The organism is Sphingobium sp. B11D3D (assembly GCF_025961755.1).
Lineage (GTDB): Bacteria > Pseudomonadota > Alphaproteobacteria > Sphingomonadales > Sphingomonadaceae > Sphingobium.
Genome location: NZ_JAOQOG010000001.1, coordinates 2,756,371 through 2,774,793, shown reverse-complemented (window position 1 = coordinate 2,774,793; position 18,423 = coordinate 2,756,371). Strand labels below are relative to the sequence as shown.

Genomic DNA, 18,423 nt, shown 5'->3' with positions numbered 1-18,423 from the left:
GCCCTCACCCTGCGCTGTGAACCGGCGCGCTGCCCGGCATCCCCAGGCTCGCCTCCCGCCAGCGCGCCCAGCGATAATAGGCCCAGCCGAGCATCAAGGAGACGGCCGCGGAGGCGTTGAAGCTCCACCACAGCCCATCCGCGCCGAGATAGGGATAGCTGGCAAAGTAGAAGCCGATCCGCACCAGGAACAGCGAGAAGGTGAGGATGAACAGCGGCGCCAGCACTACGCCGTTGGCGCGCATCGTGCCGAACATGACCGTGGTCACGCTGAACAGCAGGAAGCTCCAGTTGACGATGTTCATCATGTGGCGGCCGATCTCGATGGCATCGCCGCCGCCTTCCAGGAACAGGGCGAGGATGGGCCGCGTGAACAGCATGACGAGCATGATGAGGCTGCCGGTCATCGCCAGATTGACGCCCACGGCAACCAGCGTGGTGCGCTCCACCCGGTCCCACTTGCCCGCGCCGATATTCTGGGCGGCAATGGCGGAAACCGCGCCGCCGACCGCCATGGCCGGCATCTGGATGTAGTTCCACAATTGTTGGGCTGCGGCGAAGGCTGCGACGGTGGTCGTGCCCTCGCGGTTGACGAAGCCGATGACGACCAGCGTGGAGAGCGAGAAGATCACCATCTGAAGCCCCATCGGCACGCCGCGCCCGGCGACGATGCGCAGCAGCGCCCAGTCGGGCTTGAGATAGCCCCACTCAGCCCCGCGCAACCGCAGCGGCAGGTCGCGCCAGTAGATATAGGCGATCATCGCCGAGAGCCCGCCGTAATTGGCGACGGCGGTGGCGAAGGCCGAGCCGGCGATCCCCATTTCCGGCGCCGGGCCAAGGCCGAGGATGAACACCGGGTTGAGCAGGATATCCAGCAAGACCGTGAGGATCATGAACCACAAGGGCGTCATGGAATCGCCGCTGCCGCGCAGGCCCATCATCAGCATCACGAACATCATCGCACCGGGCAGGCCGAGGAAGACGAAGTGCAGATAGGCGCGGGCAAGGCGGAAGACCTCCGGCGGCGTGGAGAGCAAGGCGAGGATGCGGTCCGACCACAGGAAGCCTCCAATGGCGATGACGAACGCCATGCCGAGGCAGAAGCCGATCGCCGAGCCGAAAGCGTGGCGCGCGGCCCGCAGGTCGCCGCGCCCGAAGGCCTGGCCGACGACCACATTGGCCGCCATGCCGAAGCCGAAGATCAGCGAGAACATCAGGAACATGATGATGTTCGCATTTGCGGTGGCGGCGAGTGCCGCTTCGCCCAGGAAATGCGCAACCCAGATCGAGTTGATCGAGCCGTTGAGCGTGTGGAGGATGTTGGAAGCGAGCGTCGGCAGGGTGAAGAGCACCAGCGTGCCGAAAATCGGCCCGCTCGTCAGATCCCGCCCGCCACGGATGTGCCGCGGACCGGGCACGAGGCCACTATCCTCGACCAGCGCCTCCGCCTCGGGGTCTGCGGCTGGGCGCCGCTCCCCCGAATCGTCCCATGATGGAGTCTCGCTCATCGCTTTGTGCCCACGTCCTTATCCAAGACGCGTCAGAGCAGCCTCCAGACGCTGGAATTCCGCGACTTTCTCGGCATGGTCGGCACGCGCCTTCTCGACCGCTTCGGGCTTGGCCTTCTCGACAAATGCCGGGTTGGCGAGGCGCCCCTCGAGCGACTTGGCCTCCTTCTGCGCGGCATGAAGGGACTTTGTCAACCGAGCGCGTTCGGCCTCGATGTCGATGACGCCTTCGAGCGGGAGGACGACGGTCGCTTCGTCCACGACCACCTGTGCCGCGCCGCCGCTCGCCTCGTCATCGAACTGCCAGGTCTCGATGCGCGCGAGGCGAGAGAGGGCGGGGGTGAGCCGCTCGACACGGCCGCGCGTCTGCGGATTGGCCTCGTTCACGATGGCCGTGAGCTTGGCGCCCGGCGGCACGCCCAGTTCGGCGCGGGCGGTGCGGATTTCGCTCACCATGCGGATCAGCCAGTCGATCTCCGCGCTGGCCTGCGCATCCACCTGCGCGGCAGGTGCCGGCCATTGCGCCACGATCAGGTCATAGGGCCGCGTGCCCTGCGCATGCCACAGCTCCTCGGTGATGAACGGCATGAACGGGTGGAGCATGACGAGGATCTGGTCGATCACCCAGCCGGCGACGGCCTTGGTTTCCGCGTCGATATTGCCTTTGATCAGCTCCAGATACCAATCGCAGAACTGATCCCACACGAAATGGTAGATGGCATTGGCGGCAGCATCGAAGCGCAGGTCCGCCAGCGCCTTGTCCAGCTCGGCGACGGTGCTGACGACTTCGCCGATGATCCACTTGTTGACCGCCAGCGTGGCGGCGGGTGCGGCAATGCTCTCGCTCGCGCCGATGCCGTTGGATTGGGCGAAGCGCACCGCGTTCCACAGCTTGGTGGCGAAGTTGCGATAGCCCTCGACGCGCTTCTCATCCATCTTCACGTCGCGGCCCTGGCTCTCCATGGCCGCCATGAAGAAGCGCAGCGCATCGGCGCCATATTGGTCGATGAGCCCGAGCGGATCGACCACATTGCCCTTGGACTTGGACATTTTCTGCCCATCCGCCGCGCGCACCAGGCCATGGAGGTACAGCCGCTTCCACGGCACCTCCTTCATGAAATGAATGCCCTGCATCGCCATGCGCGCATCCCAGAAGAAAAGGATGTCGAAGCCGGAGATGAGGAGGTCGTTGGGGTAGTGTTTGGCGAGAAGGGACGAAGCCCTCTCCCCTTGAGGGAGAGGGTTGGGAGAGGGGTCGGCGGCGTTAGCCGCCGCGTTCGCGGCGGACCCCTCTCCCTCCGCGCCTGAAGGCGCTCCTCCCTCTCCCTCAAGGGGAGAGGGGGTTCCTTCCGGCCAACCCAGCGTCGCGAACGGCCACAGCGCGGAGGAGAACCACGTGTCGAGCACATCTTCATCGCGGGTCAGTTTGCGATTGCCGGCCTTGGCCTGCGCCTCTTCCTCGGTCTCGGCGACGAAGACATTGCCATCCTCGTCAAACCAAGCCGGAATCCGGTGCCCCCACCACAACTGCCGGCTCACGCACCAAGGCTGGATGTTCTCCATCCAGTTAAAGTAGGTCTTCTCCCAGCTCTTCGGGACGATCTCGATGGCGCCCGAGCGCACCGCCTCGATGGCGGGCTTGGCCAGCGTCGCGGCATCGACATACCATTGGTCGGTGAGCCACGGCTCGATGACCACGCCGGAGCGGTCGCCATAGGGCGTCTGGATCGTGCGCGGTTCGGCGTCGTGCTCGGTCTCGTTGCCCTCCTTGTCGCGGGTGACATGGGGGATGAGGAGGCCCAGCGCCTTCAGCTGCTCCACCACCAGCTTGCGCGCCTCGAAGCGCTCCAGCCCGATGAAGTCGGCGGGGACGAGGCCGTCGGCCGTCTGGACGATATTCGCGTGCGCATCGAGCATGTTGAGCATCTGCGCGGGCGCGATGCCGGCGCGCTTGCCGACCTCGAAGTCGTTGAAATCATGGCCGGGCGTGATCTTCACCGCGCCCGAGCCCAGTTCCGGATCGGCATGCTCGTCGGCGACGATAGGGACGCGCCGACCGGTGATCGGCAGGATGACATGCTTGCCGATGACGGACTGGTAGCGCGCATCATCCGGGTTCACCGCCACGGCCATATCCGCCAGCATCGTCTCGGGGCGGGTGGTCGCCACCTCGATATAGTCCTGGCCCTCAACGCCGGGCCCATCGAGGCGCACGCCATCGGCAAGCGGATATTTGAAGTGCCAGAATCCGCCCTTCACCTCGCGCGTCTCGACCTCAAGGTCGCTGATCGCGGTCTTGAGGCCCGGGTCCCAGTTCACCAGCCTTTTGTCGCGATAGAGCAAGCCCTGATTGTAGAGATCGACGAACACCTTCACCACGGCGCGAGTGAAATGCGGGTCCATGGTGAATTGCTCGCGGCTCCAGTCCATCGAGCAGCCCAGGCGCCGGAGCTGGCCGGTGATCGTCCCGCCGCTCTCATGCTTCCATTCCCACACCTTCTCGACAAAGCCCTCGCGGGTATAATCGGTGCGCTTCTCGCCCTTCGCGTTCATCTGCCGCTCGACCACCATCTGCGTGGCGATGCCGGCATGGTCGGTGCCGACCACCCACAGCGCATCCTTACCGCGCAGCCGCTCGTAACGGATCACGATGTCCTGCAGCGTGTTGTCGAGCGCGTGGCCGATGTGCAGGCTGCCGGTGACGTTCGGCGGCGGATTGACGATGGTGAAGGGCTGCGCATCCGGGCGGGCCGGGCGGAACTGGCCGGTCTGCTCCCAATGCGGATACCATTTCGCCTCGATCGCGGCGGGATCGAAGGTCTTTGCAAGCTCGGTGATGGGCGTGTTCGTCATGGCTGGGGCCTTAATCAGTCTTGCCGCGCCGCGCCAGTGGGTGCGCGGGGGGAGAGGAGGGCGGCGTTGCGCCACCTCGCATACGTTGTTCTCCCGCGAAAGCGGGAGTCCAGGGCGGGGAAGGGCGGTCTGATGCGCCCTGGGCTCCTGCCTTCGCAGGAGCACTGGTCGTTCCATCCGAAAGGGAATGCATTCGTCCGGTGACGCTCAGATGCTTATCTGATGTTGCGAGCCGGAACTGTCGCGCTCAAATCTGCCGAACCGCTGCGATGGAGGGCCGCGGCCCGGCCATCATACTCGGCCGGTGATCCGGTCGATCTCGCGCTTCACCATCGCTTCGACCATGCCGGGCAGGTTCTCGTCCAGCCATTCCTTGAGCATGGGGCGCAGCATCTCGCGGACGAGGCCCTCGACCGTATTGGGCTGGCTGTCTTCCGGGCTGATGAGCAGGCGGGACAGATTGACCAGCGAATCGCGGGCGGCGCGGGCCTTCTCGTCCGAGACGAGCGTGGAGGCCGGCGCGGAAACAGCCGGTGCGCCATCGGCGGACGCCACAGCGGCGCGCGGCTTGGCGGCGGCTTTGCTTTTAGACTCGGCGCTCTTCGGCTCGGCTTTCTGCTCCACAGGGGCCGGGGCGGGCTTGGCGGGGGCGCTCATCATCGGCTCCTCATGCGAGTCGTCGCTCTCGGCCCCGTCGGCATTGTCGCCGGGCAGCGCGTCCGTCAGCTCCAGAATCTGGTCATCCAGGCTGGCGCTCACGTTCGCCATGGCGGCCCGGCGCGGCACGCGCGGTGTCGCGGAAAGGCCGTCCTCCTCGGCGATGATCCGTTTGATGGAAGAGAGAATTTCCTCCATCGACGGCTCGTTCTGCATCGCCCCCATCATGGTTCCTGCGCTCAGTTGGTGTCTGAAGCGTTTACTGTCGCGTTTTGGGCGGCAGAGTCAACCGTGCGGGACGAAATGGGAGCCGGCTTGGCGTCATCGTCCCAGTCGAACCACTTGCCCTTCACGCGCTGGAAGTTGTCGGCGGGGTTGATCACCTGCTCGGGTGCGATGCCGAAGTCCGTCGGGTTGATCCGGCCCATCGCGGCCAGCAGCGAGAACGCCGCGACATAGGCATTGCGCTCTGCCGTCACGAGCTGGACGCTGGCGATGAAGCTTTCCTGCTCAGCGTTCAGGATATCGAGGATGGTGCGGGTGCCCACGCTGTTTTCGGCGCGCACGCCGCGCAGCGAGAGGCCACTGGCATCCACCGCCACGCGATTGGAGGCGATCACTTCATTGCTCGCCTGCCAGCTCGAATAGAGCGAGCGGGTCTGCGCGATCACGCTGCGCTCGACGGCGGTCTCGGTTTCCATTGCCTGCTGCTGATAGGCCTGGCTTTGGCGGACCTGCGCCCCGGGCCGGCCGCCCTGATAGAGCGGCATGGAAAGGCGGGCGCCGACGATCACCTGGCCGCTGTCCTGCGCCTCGTTGGCGCCGCCGCGGGAGGCGAGATCGGTATAATGCTGGCCGCTGGCGAAGGCAGAGACCGTCGGCAGCCGCTGGCCCTTGGCGACGCGCACGTCATAGGCCGCGGCTTCGCGGATGTTGCGGGCCGCCAGCAGATCGGGATTCTGGGCCATGGCGACATCGACGGCTTCGTCGGGCGTCGCGGGCAGGCCGGGCAATTGCGGCGGGGTCTGCAGGTCGACCGGCTCGTGGCCGACCAGCTGGATATAGCGCTCGCGCGCCTCGATCAGCGAGGCTTCGGCCGTCTGCATGTCCGCGCGGGCCAGCGAAAGGCGCGACTCGGACTGGGCGACGTCCGTGCGGGTGAGATCGCCGACCTGGAAGCGATTGTTGGTCGCCCGCAGATTGACCTCGAGCACCTGCACATTGTTGCGGCTGAGGCCTACGACGGACTCCGCGCGGATCACGTCCATATAGGCCGCCACCACCTGCGAGAAGATGGAGAGCTCCGTGGCGCGCAGATCATATTGCCCGGCCTCGATCCGCTCGCGGGCGCCAGCCAGCGCATTGCGCACCCGGCCGCCGGAATAGACCGGCACGCTCACGCTCAGCAGCGTCGTGAGCGAGCGGGAGGGCGCCAGCGGATTGAGCGGGCGCTCATGGGCGAACTCGTTATAGGTGGAGGAGACGCCCACGTCCGGCAGGCCATTGGCCTTCTGGATGTTGAAATTCTCGTCCGTCGCCCGCTGGCCCGCCCGCGCCGCGGTCAGCGTCGGATTGTCGCGATAGGCCGCGGCCAGCGCTTCCTGCAGCGTCTCGGCCTGGGCGGGGAGGGTGCTGGTGCTCAGCAGAGCGGCGAGCATCGCGAGGGGCTTGGTCCGGCGGATGAGCATAAGCGGTCGAGGCTTCCGGGTCAGAATGTGAAGGTCTTGGGCCGGGCGAAACCGGGCAGGGGCACGGCCTCCCAGTCCACGAAGGCGCGTGCGCCAAAGCCGCCGGTGGTGCGCGTGCCAATGCACAGGCGCGTCACGCCGCGCTCCAGCCGGGCGAACACCGCGCGGCCACCGATGCGCAATTGCGCAATGAGCGCCTCGTCCAGCTCCTCGATGGCACCATCGACGAACAGCAGATCATAAGGCGCGCCTTGCGCGAAGCCGGCGGACAGCGGTCCCTGCTGCAGCGTGACGCCGGCGTGACCGGCCAGCGCGGCCTTGGCGTGGGCGAACAGCGCGTCATCGTCCTCGATCGCCACCACAATGCAGCCAAGCCGCGCCAGCAGCGCCGCCGCATAGCCGGTCGCCGCGCCGACCAGCAGCACCTTCTCGCCCGCGCGCGGGGCGGCTTCGACCAGCAGGCGCGCGGTGGCGAGCGGCGGGTTGAGCGCACGGCCATTGGCCAGCGGCACGGCCCGATCGATATAGGCTGCGCTGCGCCGCTCCTGCGGCACATAAAGTTCGCGCGGTTCGGCGAGGATCGCTTCGAGGATCACAGGATCGTTGACGTCGCTGGTGCGCAACTGGCTTTCCACCATCGCACGGCGCATCGCCTTGAAAGTCTGCTCGGTCATAAGCTCCCTGATGACATGGCTGTATTGTATGAGCAATACAGTAATTGGCTTTGCCAGCCTCTCTAGCTTTTTTGCACCGCACAGTGAAAAGTTTTTTAATGCCCCTACGCAGTCTGCGCACCTGTCCCGTCCGTCATGGCGCAAAGCAAGTTGCGTTGCCGAATGAATTGAGCTAGCCGCGCTCCCTCGACCACCCCCGAGGCCCGATGGCGGAGTGGTGACGCAGCGGACTGCAAATCCGTATACGCCGGTTCGATTCCGGCTCGGGCCTCCAGGACTTCACACACACACACACACACACACACACACACATGCCCTAGACGGGCCTCAGTGGAAGTCGCGTGATTTCGGCAGAATCCTGACATTGCGGGGATGGTCATTGAGGCGGGGGCGCTGCGGGTTGCGGATTTCGTCGCCGCGCGCGGTTTGCGGGGCCATGGGGGGATGATCGGCGAGGTCATCGAGCATGGCCGTGCGATCGATCACCCGCCGGACCATCAGGTGGACCACGCCTTCCTTGCTCTTCTGGATTTCGCCCTCGATCAGCATCAGGCGCGCGGCCATCACGGCGCGGCGCTGCTTGTCGAGATCGCGCGCCCAGAGCAGCGCGTTGACGATCCCCGTTTCGTCCTCGATCGTGATGAACACGGCATTGCCCTTGCCGGGCCGCTGCCGGGTGAGGACCACGCCGGCGACGCGCGCCCTGCGGCCATCGGGCAGTGCATTGGCGGCCGCGCAGGATCGCACGCCTTCGCGGGTCAGCGCAGCGCGCAGAAACTGCATCGGATGCCCCTTCAATGACAGGCGCGCGGTCTGGTAATCGGCCACCACTTCCTCGGAGAGCGGCATGGCGGGCAGGCGCGGATCGGCTTCGCGGCCGAGTTCCGGCGCATCGGCAAAGGCGAACAGCGGCAGCTGGGTGGGCGGCGTGCGGCGCACCTCCCACAAGGCATCGCGGCGCGACTCCGCCAGCGCGCCAAAAGCATCGGCATCGGCCAGCTTGCGCAAGGCCGGGGGAGGCAGGCTGGCCCGCCGGGCGAGATCTTCGATAGAAACGAACGCGCCGTCCTGCCGGGCCTGTGCGATCGTGTCGGCCCATCCCTGCCGGAAGCCGTCGATGCGTGAAAATCCCAGCCGCAGCGCCAGCGCACTGCCAGCGTGCCCTTCCAGCGTGCTATCCCACTCGCTGGCATTCACGTCGACCGCACGGACCTCCACGCCATGCTCCTGCGCATCGCGCACCAGTTGCGCGGGCGCATAAAAGCCCATCGGCTGGCTGTTGAGCAGGGCGCAGGTGAACGCAGCCGGGTGGCGGCATTTCAGCCATGATGAGACATAAGCGAGCCATCCGAAGGCCTGCGCATGGCTTTCGGGAAAGCCATATTCGCCAAAGCCCTCGATCTGTTGATAGCAGCGTTCGGCAAAGTCCCGCTCATAGCCGCGCGCCACCATGCCTTCGACCAGCAGGCTCTGGTAATTATGCACCGTCCCGTGATGGCGAAAGGTCGCCATGGCGCGCCGCAACCCATCGGCCTGGGGCGGCGTGAACTTGGCCGCGACGATGGCCAGCTTCATCGCCTGTTCCTGGAACAGCGGCACGCCCAATGTCTTGCCCAACACCTCGCGCAGCTCGTTGGGATCGTTCGGCGGGGCAGGGCTGGGGAAGACCACGGCCTCCTCCTTGTTGCGGCGGCGCAAATAGGGATGGACCATGCCGCCCTGGATCGGCCCGGGACGGACGATCGCCACCTGAATGACCAGATCGTACAGCTCCTTGGGCCTCATCCGCGGCAGCATGGCGATCTGCGCGCGACTTTCGACCTGAAAGGTGCCGATGCTGTCGCCGCGCTGGAGCATGGCGTAGGTCGCCTTGTCCTCGCGCGGCACCGTGGCCAGGGTCAGGTCCGCGAGGCCATGCGTGCGCAGCAGGTCGAAGCTCTTGCGGATGCAGGTCAACATCCCGAGCGCCAGCACATCCACCTTCATCAGGCCGAGCGCGTCGATATCGTCCTTGTCCCATTCGATGAAGGTGCGATCGGGCATGGCGCCATTGTGAATGGGCACCAGTTCGTCGAGCCGGCTCTCGGTCAGCACGAATCCGCCGACATGCTGCGAGAGATGGCGGGGATATTCGAGCAGGCGCTCAACCAGCGTGCGCAGCCGGCCGACTTCGGGATTGTCAGGATCAAATCCTGCCTCCTCGATCCGCGGGGAGGGCACCCGGCTGCCGCCGGGCGAGCCCCAGATGGTCGAGGCGATCCGCGCGGTTACGTCCTCGGTCAGGCCCAGCGCCTTGCCCACTTCGCGGATCGCGCTGCGCGGACGGTAATGGATCACCGTGGCGGCAATGCCGGCCCGCTCGCGGCCATAGCGGGCATAGATATACTGCATGATTTCCTCGCGGCGCTCATGCTCGAAATCCACGTCGATATCGGGCGGTTCATGGCGCTCTTCCGAGAGGAAGCGCGAGAACAGCAGCTTCTCCCGCACCGGATCGATCGGGGTGATGCCGAGGAAATAGCAGACCAGCGAATTGGCCGCGCTGCCCCGGCCCTGGCACAGGATCGGCTGCTCGAGGCTGCGGGCATGGCGCACGATATCGTGCACGGTGAGGAAGTAATAAGCGTAGTTCCGCTTGCGGATCAGCGCATATTCCTCATCCAGCACCGCTTGGTATTTTTCGGGCAGGCCATCGGGGAAATATTCGCGGCCACCCTCCTGCACCAGATGTTCCAGCCAGGCCTGCGGTTGCCAGCCTTCGGGCACCGGTTCGTGCGGATATTCATAGCGCAGGTCATCGAGCGTGAAGGCGATGCGCGAGAGGATGTCCGTGCTGGCCGTCACGGCTTGCGGACAGGTGCGGAACAGGCGGGCGATTTCGGCAGGGGGCTTGAGATGGCGTTCGGCGTTGGCCAGCAGGCGGCGGCCCGCCGCAGCGATGGTCGTGCCTTCGCGAATGCAGGTCAGGATATCGTGCAGCGGTCGCGCGTCGGGATGATCGTAGAGCGCGTCGCACGTGGCAAGCAGAGGCACGCCGCAAGCCGCGCCGAGAGCCTGGGCTTGCGCCAGTCGTCGCGCATCCGCGCCGCTGCGCTGCATGGTCGCCGCCAGCCACACCGCGCCGGGACGCGCCTCCGTCAGCCGCTCCAACAGGCTCCGGTCACGCCCGGTGGCGATCAGCAACAGGTCGTCGGCATGATCGAGCAGATCCGGCAGATTGAGCGTGCAATCACCTTTTTCCGCGCGGCGGTTACCCAGCGTCAGCAGTCGTGTCAGCCGTCCCCAGCCATGGCGGGTGGCAGGATAGGCGACGATATCCGGCGTCCCATCCGCAAAGACCAGCCGCGCGCCGACAGCAAGGCGAAAACCGGTGGCAGGCCCGCCGATCTCCCGCCAGGCCACATGCGCGCGCACGACGCCTGCCACCGTGTTGCGATCCGCAATGCCCAGCCCGGCCATGCCCAGATGATGGGCCTGCGCCACCATATGCGCGGGATGCGAAGCGCCGCGCAGGAAGCTGTAATTGGTGGCCGCGACCAGCTCTGCGAAAGGGGGCGGGTCGCTCATGCGAACAGCCCGTGGAGATACCAGTTCGGATCGGGCTTTTCATCATAAAGCCCGTGGCGGAAGATCCAGTAGCGTCGCCCGCGCACGTCCTCGATCCGGTAATAGTCCCGCGTCAGCCCTGCCTTGCCGGGGGCTTCGCCGCCCTTGCGCCGCCACCATTCGGAGGCGATCCGCTCGGGGCCTTCGTAGAGCCGCACCTCGTGCAGCCTGCGTTTCCAGCGGAAGCGATGCGGCGGGCCGTCCGGCACTTGCGCGATCACCTCCACCGGCTGCGGCGGATCGAACAGGAACAGCGGCCGCAAGGGCGGCTCGCCCACCGGCGGCGTGGGCCATGGAAGGGGGGCGCGGGCATGGATCGCCGGCAAGGCAAGCTGCGCCTGTTCGGGAATATGGCTGTCCTGCGGCTCAAGGCGACACAGGCTGGCCGGCCCCAGGCGGGTGCTCAACCGGTCGATCAGATCGGCCAGCGCGCCGGCATCCTGCTCGCTGCCATCCAGAGCCGGCTGGCTGGTGCCGAGCGGCTCGGTGACGGGTAGGAACAAGGTGATGCGGTCATAGCCAAAGCCGGGGTCGAGCGGATCGGCCAGCGTCCCGATGCGCTCGTCGAACAGGCGCAACACCGGCGCCGGATCGCGCGTGGGCAGACCGGTCTCGATCGCCAGCCGATGGCGCGCCCCATCGCTGCGGAACAATGTCAGGACAAAGCGCCGGCCACCCAGTCCGCGCTCATCGAGTGTCCGGGCCGCCTCGCGCAGCAGATCGAGAAAACAGCCGGCGATGCTGGCCTGCAAGGCAACCGGCTCGGCAAAACGGCGCTCGAAATGGAGTGGCTCGGGCTGTGCGAGCGGATCGATCGGCGCCTGTTCCTCGCCCAGCAGGCGGCGCAAGGCAGTCACCGCGTCCGCCCCGAATCGCGCGGCGATGCTGGCGGCGGCCCGTGACGCCAGATCGCCGATGGTCTTCAGTCCGGCCCGGCGCAAGGCGAGCGTCGCCTCCTCGTCCAGCCCCAGCGCCAGCACGGGCAGTGCCCGCAGCGCCTCCCGCTCGCTGGTGACGGGCAGGCGGGCATGACGGGCCAGCGCCTGCGCGCCCTGCGCGGTAGAGGCTGTGGCCATGCGCACGCTCATGCCAATCGCGGCGAAGGCATCCTCGGCCTGCGCGGCCAGGCCTGCCTCGCCGCCGAACAGATGGTCGCTTCCCGCAATATCCAGCGTTATCCCATCGGGCGGGGCGAGGGTGACATGCGGTGACCAGGCGATGCAATGCCGGGCCAGCCGCTGCAGCCAGTGACGGTCGGCCTCTTCGTCCATGTCGGCCACGATGAGGTCGGGCTGCAGCGCGCGGGCATCGGCCAGCGTCTGGCCGGGTGAGATACCGAGTGCGCGGGCCTGCGCATCGACGGCGCACAGCCGCAATGCACCCTTGATCTTGGCGACGAGGACCAGCGGCCCGTCAGGCTGCCCGCCGGTCCCCGCGCTCTCGATCCCCTGTTGAATCCGCAGCCTTTCTGTGGGCAGGAGCGGAAACCACAGCGCCAGATAGCGCCGCTTCACGGAACAAGCGTCGGTCACGGTCCCACTCCAGCCGCCAGGAAAGGCCGCAAGGGCCGGAACGCTGGCGCAGCAAGGTCACATCGAAGGTCGGCAGTCCGGGCGCATTGCCCGGCAGCGCGAGCGAAGGTGCGGCGGCCACCTGCCAGCGGGTCTGTGCCGCGCTGGGCACGGGCGGCGCGTCCGGGCGCAGCAGCAGCAATGTCACGCCGGATTTCTCTGCCGCCAGAGTCAGGCGGCGGCTGGCGGTCAGGTCCAGTGCAGGCATCGAGCCCCAGCCTTCCACCACGACTGCGCTCAAGCCAGAGCAGCGCAAGGCATCCACGGCCGCGCGCAGCAGGTCCATGCTGTCCCTGACGGTGCCGATCAGCCCCAGGCCGGGGGCGCCGCCCAGTTCGGCCCAGCCATGGCCCTGCGCCACGCCGCCTTTTTGGCTCGCCTGTCTCTCGCGGAGCCACAGCACTTTGCCCTCGGCCTCGCTCAGACCCGTCGCCAGCGAGACGACGAAACCCGCCGCTGCGGCGACATCGTCCACCTCTGCGGCATAGACTTCATGCACCCGCCCGCGCGCCAGCCCGCCGCCCAGCAGCGTATCGATCGCGGCGATGCCGAACGCCTTTCGGGAGGGGGCATCCGGCATCGCGTGATCGCACAAAAGGGCAGGGGCGAGTCTCATATGTTCCTATTATGTTCCTATTCTGAGCAGGGTCAAGGGATCGTTCCGGCAGCTTGTCCGATCGCGACCCAAGCCACTGGAGTGGAACGATCATTGGCCCGCCAGCCTCCGTCAGAAGGTCACAAGGGCGGTTTCGCTCACCGGGCATTTCGCTTGACAAGGCGGCCCTGCAGGACGGAATAAACTACAACGACGTATCACGATTTATCCGCTGCATGCGGATGTGCGTCATGAGGGGGAGGTTACAGGGATGCGGTTCAGGTCAGCCGTCGGCAAAGCGCTCATGCTTGCCATGCTCGGATCGCTCGCCCAACCGGCTGTGGCGGCCGAAAATTGCCCGTCGCCCGGCATGACCAAGGCCGATTTCGAGCGCTATTTCCTCTGTTTCAATGCGCGCGATTATGCCTGCTTCACCAGCTATTACGACGCCGATGTCGTCCTCGTGAAAGGCGGGAAGTGGCCCGATCTCAAGGGGCGCGATGCCATCATCGCTTTCTATCGCGACGTCGATGCCCGTGGGCTGCAGGAGCATGTGACCCCGCACGCCATCGAGGTGCAACCGCAGGGCGCGACGGTCGATCTGGAAGCGCATTTTCAGGCCACCAGCGACTGGCCGGACTTTGGCTCACGGCCCTTGAAGGCGGGCGATGACTGGCGGTTGCGCGGCGTGCTGCTCTACGAGATTCCATGCGGCAAGATCACCCGCATCCGGCCCCGCCCGCGTCCCGTGCAGTCATGATCGCGCGTCCCATCCGGGGGCTGGCCGCGATGGCCGCGCTCCTGCTCGCCGCCCCGGCGATGGCTGCCGGACCTGCCGCCCCGGCGGCCTGTGACCGCACCTGCCTCACCGAGATCATGGACCAGTATCTGGCCGCCATGGTCGCGCGCGCGCCCGCTCGGGCGCCGGTGGCAGCGCAATATCGCGCGACGGAGGATGCGCAGGAGGTCCCTCTGGGCGCGGGCCTGTGGCAGACGGCGACCGGCCTTGGCACCTATCGCATCGACCTCGCCGATCCGGTGAGCGGCACCGTCGGCTATATCGGCGAGGTGCTGGAAGGGGAGGGCAAGGTCACCATCGCGCTGCGCCTCAAGGTGGCGGATCGCAAGATCACTGAGGTGGAGACGATTCTCGGGCGCGGGCGGGTGCCGGGATCATCGATCGAGCAGGCGCCGCGCGCGTCGTTCGCCAATATCGTTCCCCCCGCCGAGCGGCTGACCCGCCAGCAGATGATCGAGACGGCCAATGCCAATTTCGACGCGCTGCTCGCGGCCGACGGCTCCCTTTATGCGGAGGATTGCCAGCGGATCGAGAACCGCATGGCGATGAGCGGCAATGCGGAACTCAACTATCCCATCGGCACGATCCCCGGCGTGCCCAAGCCGCATTTCGGCAGCATGGGCTGCGGCCAGCAGATCAGCCTGCACCTCTTCGACCAGCTCGACGCGGTCGAGCCCCGCCGCTTCCTCCTGCTCGATGAGGAGAAGCAGCTCGTCTTCGGCGTCTATGTCATGCGCTGGTACAAGAACGGCCGGTGCAACGAGATCCCCGGCTATGGCACGATCTGCCATGACAAGCCCCGCCGGCCGGTCTCGCTGCTCAATGCGGAAATCCTCGGCGTGCGCGGCGGCAAGATTCACGAGGTCGAGGCGATCTTCAAATTCGCGCCTTATGAGGCCGACAGCGGCTGGCAGGGCGATCTGCGCGACGGAAAGGACTGACGGATGATCCGCTTTGCACGGCGTGCTATCGCCCTCGCGCTGCTGCTCTTCCCCGGCTTGCCGACGCTGGCACGGGAGGCCGCGCCGCCATGCGACCGCGCCTGCCTCTATGCGCATGTGGACCGCTATCTTGCCGCCGTCGAGCAGGGGACCCCCGCCGGTCTCGATCTCGCACCGGACTTTCGCGCCACCGAGAATGGCGCGCCGGTGGCGCCGGGCGAGGGGCTCTGGCAGACGACGGATGGCTATAGCAGCTACCAGGCACGGGCCGCCGATGTGTCCGCCGGGCAAGTCGCGGTGCTGGGGGAAGTGAAGGAGGCCGGCAAGACTGTCGGCTATGCCACGCGCCTCAAGATCGTCGCCGGGCGGATCGCGGAAGCCGAGACGGTGATCGGCCGGTCATTCGCGCCGCAGCATCCCTCCATGCCGACGGAGGTCAGAGCAGGCCTGCGCACCATCGTGCCCAAGCGCGAGCGCCTGTCCCGCGCCGAAATGATCGCACTGGCCGACCGGAACTTCGATAATATGCTGCGCAACAAAGGCGATCATTTCGCGCCGGATTGCCAGCGGATCGAAAACCGGATGCCGATGAGCGGCAATCCGCAACTGGCCTATCCCATCACGCCCATCCCCGGCAAACCGCTGCCGCATTTCGGCAGCATGAGCTGTCAGGCGCAGGTGGAAGCGCATCTGTTCGACACGCTCGATAAGGTCGAGCCGCGCCGCACTCTGGTGGTGGATGAGGAACAGCAGGTGCTGTTCGGCGTGTTTTCCCTGCGCTTCTACGGGCGGACCGAATGCAACGACATTCCGGGCTATGGTCGCACCTGCCCCGCCAAACTGCGAGGGCCGATGTCGCTGCTCAGCGGCGAGATGCTGGGCATGCGGGGCGGCAAGGTGCGCGAGGTCGAGCTGATCTTCACGCGCCTGCCTTATGAGGCCGGGCAGGGCTGGGCACCCTGAGCGGACGGGGCCGCAGGACACCCGAGCCTGCCTACCCCGCCACGCCCGTCAGCGCGGCTTGACGCTATTCTCCATCTTGGCGCCGAAGTGATCGGCCAGATCCTTGCCGGTGAAGCCATGGGTTGATGAATCCGGGTCGAGCGGCAGCATCTGGCTGTCCCATGCGTCATAGGCCGCCTTCACCTGCGCCATTTTCTCCGGCATCCGGTCCTTCAGGTTCGCGCGCTCCATCGGATCGTCGACCACGTTGAAGAGGAAGCTGTTCTGGAGGATCTTCAGATACTTCCAGTCGCCCATGCGGCAGGCCTGCTGGTCCAGATTCTTGTAGCGCCAGCACAAGGTCCGCTCGCTCTTGCTGGAAGGGTCGGCGAGGTAAGGCAGCAGATTGATGCCGTCGCTGGGATAGGCCGGGTCCGGCGCGCCGCCCGCTGCCGCGAGCAGGGTCGGCAGCCAGTCCATGGACATCATCACCTGATCGCTGGTCACCCCGGCGGGCACATAGGCCGGCCAGCGTACGATCGCGGGGATGCGAAGGCCACCTTCCAGCAACTCGGTCTTGCGACCCGTGAACGGCCAGGTGTCGGAGAAGCGCTCGCCGCCATTGTCGCTGGTGAAGATCACGATGGTATCGTCCGCGATGCCAAGGTCGTCCAGCCGCTGCAGGATGCGCCCGACCTGCATGTCCAGCCGCGTCACCATCTGCGCATAGATGCGCTGCGAGCCGCCGTCATAATGCATCAGCGCCGTCGGCTTGCCATCGGCATCCAGCCTGATGGCCTCGGCCTCGTCGCCCGGCCCCTCCCAGGGCCAGTGCGGCGCGTTGACGTGCAGGGAGATGAAAAAGGGCTTGTCACCCTGGGCTGCGGTGCTGATCGTCTCCAGCGCACGCTCGGCCAGAAGATCGGTGAGATAGCCCTTCTCGAAGACCTCGCGGTCATCGTCCCACAGGTCGTGACGCCCGGCATATTTATGCGTGAAATAGTCCACGCCGCCACCCCGGAAGCCCCAGAAATGGTCATAGCCGCTCTTGAGCGGGCCATATTTGGGCAGGGCGCCCAGATGCCATTTGCCGATCAGGGTTGTCCCATAACCAACCGCCCGCAGCAGCGACGGGAGAGTAGGATGCTCGGGCGGCAGGCCGACAGGGCGCTGAGCGAGCGGCTCCTCCAGGCCGATGGGCAGGCGGTTCTGATAACGCCCGGTGATAAGGCCCGTGCGCGTCGCCGAGCAAACGGCGGAATTGGCATAGCCTTGCAGGAAGCGCATCCCGTCGGCCGCGAGGCTGTCGATCGCCGGGGTTTCATAGTCCCGCCGGCCGTAGCAGGAGAGGTCGGCATAGCCCATGTCGTCGGCCATGATGAACAGGATGTTCGGCTGCTTGCGCCGATTGCCCGGTGCCTTCTTAGGCCGCGCGGCCCGCGCCGTCGAACTGGCCCCCACCATGCCGGCGCCGATGACGCCCAAAGATTGGCCGAGCACGCTGCGGCGAGTCACATCAAGGTCGGTCAACTTGGGTCTCCGTCTGACTTTCGCTCATGTGGCAGCGATTGAACGGGCGAGGCAACAGATGTACGGGCAATGGCATTTATAACGCACAGGTTATGGCTGAATGATGAGTGCCCTGCAAAGCCTGCCATTTACCCTGCGCCAGCTGGTGATCTTCGAGACGCTTGCCGAGACACGCAGTTTTGCCGGCAGCGCCGAATTGCTGGGCATTTCCCAGGCGTCGGTGAGCAGCCAGTTCAAGGCGCTGGAAGCGCAGCTCGGGGTCGCGCTGATGGCCCGCAGCGCGGGGCGGCGCCCCGAACTCACGCCGGAGGGCGAGCGCTTCCTCGCCGACTTGAGGATATTTTCCAGCGCGGCCGATCAACTGGCGGCACACCGTCTGCGCAGGCCCGGCCCGCGCGAGATCGCGCGCTTTCGCATTCTGCTGGGGCAAGGCCTCGCCGATCATTATGTGCGGCCAAGGCTGGACAGGTTTCTGGCGGCCCATCCCCACATCGTTCTGGAGTTCGATACTCGCATTCCGAGCCATGAATCCACGCTCGCGGCCAGCAGTGGCACCTATGACTTCGTGCTGATCCACCAGCCTGCCGATGAGCCCGTGGCGGAAGCGATGCGGTCGCTGGGGCGGGTGTCGGGCGGCATCTTCGGCAACCGCAAACTGGCCGCCGGCCGCGAGGTGCCGCTTTCACCGGAAGAGGTGGCGCGCTTGCCCTTCGCCTTGCCGTCCGGGCGGGATGACGGGGCGGAGCAGCGCCTGCGCCGCAAGCTGACATCCTTTGGCGTGCAGCCCACCAACATCGTGGCGCGGGTGCAGTTTTTCGATGTGATCATCGCCATGGTGGCGCGCGGTCAGGCGGTCGCCAACCTTCCTGCCGCCATGATTCCGCCGGATATGCGGGGCAGGATCGTGCGGCTCTTTCCCCTGCATGACTGGCGCCTCGTCTTCCATCGGCGGGACGCCGAGGCGCAGGCGGACCGGGATGCGGTCGAGCGGCTGTTGCTGGAGAGCGTCGTCAAGAACCGCGCCTATGGCCTGATGCCGGACTGAGGCGCGGCGTCGCGG

The 18,423-nt window shown here is 66.4% G+C and carries 13 protein-coding genes and 1 tRNA gene; 5 read left to right on the top strand and 9 right to left on the bottom strand.

Features of this window, described 5'->3' with window-relative positions:
- Positions 1–4: 4 nt before the first annotated feature.
- From M2334_RS13090 to M2334_RS13070, 5 genes are all read right to left on the bottom strand, one after another.
- Entirely contained in the window at positions 5–1,507 is a 1,503-nt protein-coding gene (locus M2334_RS13090) for an MATE family efflux transporter (protein WP_264605654.1), read from the bottom strand.
- A gap of 18 nt (positions 1,508–1,525) precedes the next feature.
- Positions 1,526–4,360 (bottom strand): valine--tRNA ligase, encoded by a 2,835-nt coding sequence (locus M2334_RS13085; RefSeq protein ID WP_264605653.1) that lies wholly within the window; start codon positions 4,358–4,360, stop codon positions 1,526–1,528.
- 291 nt (positions 4,361–4,651) lie between these two features.
- Positions 4,652–5,233: a DUF2497 domain-containing protein gene (locus M2334_RS13080; RefSeq protein ID WP_264586729.1), complete on the bottom strand. Its 582-nt coding sequence runs from the start codon at positions 5,231–5,233 to the stop codon at positions 4,652–4,654.
- A 23-nt stretch (positions 5,234–5,256) separates the two neighbouring features.
- On the bottom strand, positions 5,257–6,675 hold the full coding sequence (locus M2334_RS13075) for a TolC family outer membrane protein (RefSeq protein ID WP_264605652.1): 1,419 nt from the start codon (positions 6,673–6,675) through the stop codon (positions 5,257–5,259).
- 50 nt (positions 6,676–6,725) lie between these two features.
- On the bottom strand, positions 6,726–7,379 hold the full coding sequence (locus M2334_RS13070; protein ID WP_264594969.1) for a protein-L-isoaspartate O-methyltransferase family protein: 654 nt from the start codon (positions 7,377–7,379) through the stop codon (positions 6,726–6,728).
- 200 nt (positions 7,380–7,579) lie between these two features.
- Between M2334_RS13070 and M2334_RS13065 the strand changes: the two genes are divergently transcribed.
- Positions 7,580–7,653, top strand: a tRNA-Cys gene (locus M2334_RS13065).
- 53 nt (positions 7,654–7,706) lie between these two features.
- On the opposite strand, the gene M2334_RS13060 is transcribed toward M2334_RS13065, so the two are convergent.
- From M2334_RS13060 to M2334_RS13050, 3 genes are read right to left on the bottom strand one after another with little or no spacing between them, the layout of a single operon-like run.
- Positions 7,707–10,946: an error-prone DNA polymerase gene (locus M2334_RS13060; RefSeq protein ID WP_264605651.1), complete on the bottom strand. Its 3,240-nt coding sequence runs from the start codon at positions 10,944–10,946 to the stop codon at positions 7,707–7,709.
- Complete coding sequence (locus M2334_RS13055) at positions 10,943–12,517, bottom strand: Y-family DNA polymerase (protein ID WP_264605650.1); 1,575 nt, start codon at positions 12,515–12,517, stop codon at positions 10,943–10,945. The genes M2334_RS13060 and M2334_RS13055 overlap by 4 nt, the downstream gene beginning before the upstream one ends.
- Positions 12,399–13,172, bottom strand: coding sequence for an ImuA family protein (locus M2334_RS13050; RefSeq protein WP_264605649.1), 774 nt, complete (start codon positions 13,170–13,172; stop codon positions 12,399–12,401). Before M2334_RS13050 ends, M2334_RS13055 begins: the two co-directional genes overlap by 119 nt.
- Before the next feature lie 250 nt (positions 13,173–13,422).
- Between M2334_RS13050 and M2334_RS13045 the strand changes: the two genes are divergently transcribed.
- Genes M2334_RS13045 through M2334_RS13035 form a run of 3 tightly spaced genes read left to right on the top strand, consistent with a single transcriptional unit; the run spans position 13,423 to position 15,854 of the window.
- Entirely contained in the window at positions 13,423–13,911 is a 489-nt protein-coding gene (locus M2334_RS13045) for a nuclear transport factor 2 family protein (RefSeq protein ID WP_264605648.1), read from the top strand.
- Positions 13,908–14,891: a hypothetical protein gene (locus M2334_RS13040; RefSeq protein ID WP_264605647.1), complete on the top strand. Its 984-nt coding sequence runs from the start codon at positions 13,908–13,910 to the stop codon at positions 14,889–14,891. Before M2334_RS13045 ends, M2334_RS13040 begins: the two co-directional genes overlap by 4 nt.
- 3 nt (positions 14,892–14,894) lie before the next feature.
- Complete coding sequence (locus M2334_RS13035) at positions 14,895–15,854, top strand: hypothetical protein (RefSeq protein WP_264605646.1); 960 nt, start codon at positions 14,895–14,897, stop codon at positions 15,852–15,854.
- Positions 15,855–15,902: 48 nt separating this feature from the next.
- Here the strand turns inward: M2334_RS13035 and M2334_RS13030 are convergent, their stop codons facing one another.
- Positions 15,903–17,363, bottom strand: coding sequence for a sulfatase (locus M2334_RS13030; protein WP_264605645.1), 1,461 nt, complete (start codon positions 17,361–17,363; stop codon positions 15,903–15,905).
- A gap of 100 nt (positions 17,364–17,463) precedes the next feature.
- On the opposite strand from M2334_RS13030, the gene M2334_RS13025 reads away from it, so the two are divergent.
- On the top strand, positions 17,464–18,408 hold the full coding sequence (locus M2334_RS13025) for a LysR family transcriptional regulator (RefSeq protein ID WP_264605644.1): 945 nt from the start codon (positions 17,464–17,466) through the stop codon (positions 18,406–18,408).
- Positions 18,409–18,423 lie beyond the last annotated feature (15 nt).

What these genes read in the sequence shown, in the direction of transcription:
- M2334_RS13070 (WP_264594969.1), bottom strand. Translation starts at nt 7,379, where the DNA reads ATGACCGAGCAGACTTTCAAGGCGATGCGCCGTGCGATGGTGGAAAGC.
- M2334_RS13040 (WP_264605647.1), top strand. Translation starts at nt 13,908, where the DNA reads ATGATCGCGCGTCCCATCCGGGGGCTGGCCGCGATGGCCGCGCTCCTG.
- M2334_RS13035 (WP_264605646.1), top strand. Translation starts at nt 14,895, where the DNA reads ATGATCCGCTTTGCACGGCGTGCTATCGCCCTCGCGCTGCTGCTCTTC.
- M2334_RS13050 (WP_264605649.1), bottom strand. Translation starts at nt 13,172, where the DNA reads ATGAGACTCGCCCCTGCCCTTTTGTGCGATCACGCGATGCCGGATGCC.
- M2334_RS13075 (WP_264605652.1), bottom strand. Translation starts at nt 6,675, where the DNA reads ATGCTCGCCGCTCTGCTGAGCACCAGCACCCTCCCCGCCCAGGCCGAG.
- M2334_RS13045 (WP_264605648.1), top strand. Translation starts at nt 13,423, where the DNA reads ATGCGGTTCAGGTCAGCCGTCGGCAAAGCGCTCATGCTTGCCATGCTC.
- M2334_RS13085 (WP_264605653.1), bottom strand. Translation starts at nt 4,360, where the DNA reads ATGACGAACACGCCCATCACCGAGCTTGCAAAGACCTTCGATCCCGCC.
- M2334_RS13025 (WP_264605644.1), top strand. Translation starts at nt 17,464, where the DNA reads ATGATGAGTGCCCTGCAAAGCCTGCCATTTACCCTGCGCCAGCTGGTG.
- M2334_RS13080 (WP_264586729.1), bottom strand. Translation starts at nt 5,233, where the DNA reads ATGCAGAACGAGCCGTCGATGGAGGAAATTCTCTCTTCCATCAAACGG.
- M2334_RS13060 (WP_264605651.1), bottom strand. Translation starts at nt 10,946, where the DNA reads ATGAGCGACCCGCCCCCTTTCGCAGAGCTGGTCGCGGCCACCAATTAC.
- M2334_RS13090 (WP_264605654.1), bottom strand. Translation starts at nt 1,507, where the DNA reads ATGAGCGAGACTCCATCATGGGACGATTCGGGGGAGCGGCGCCCAGCC.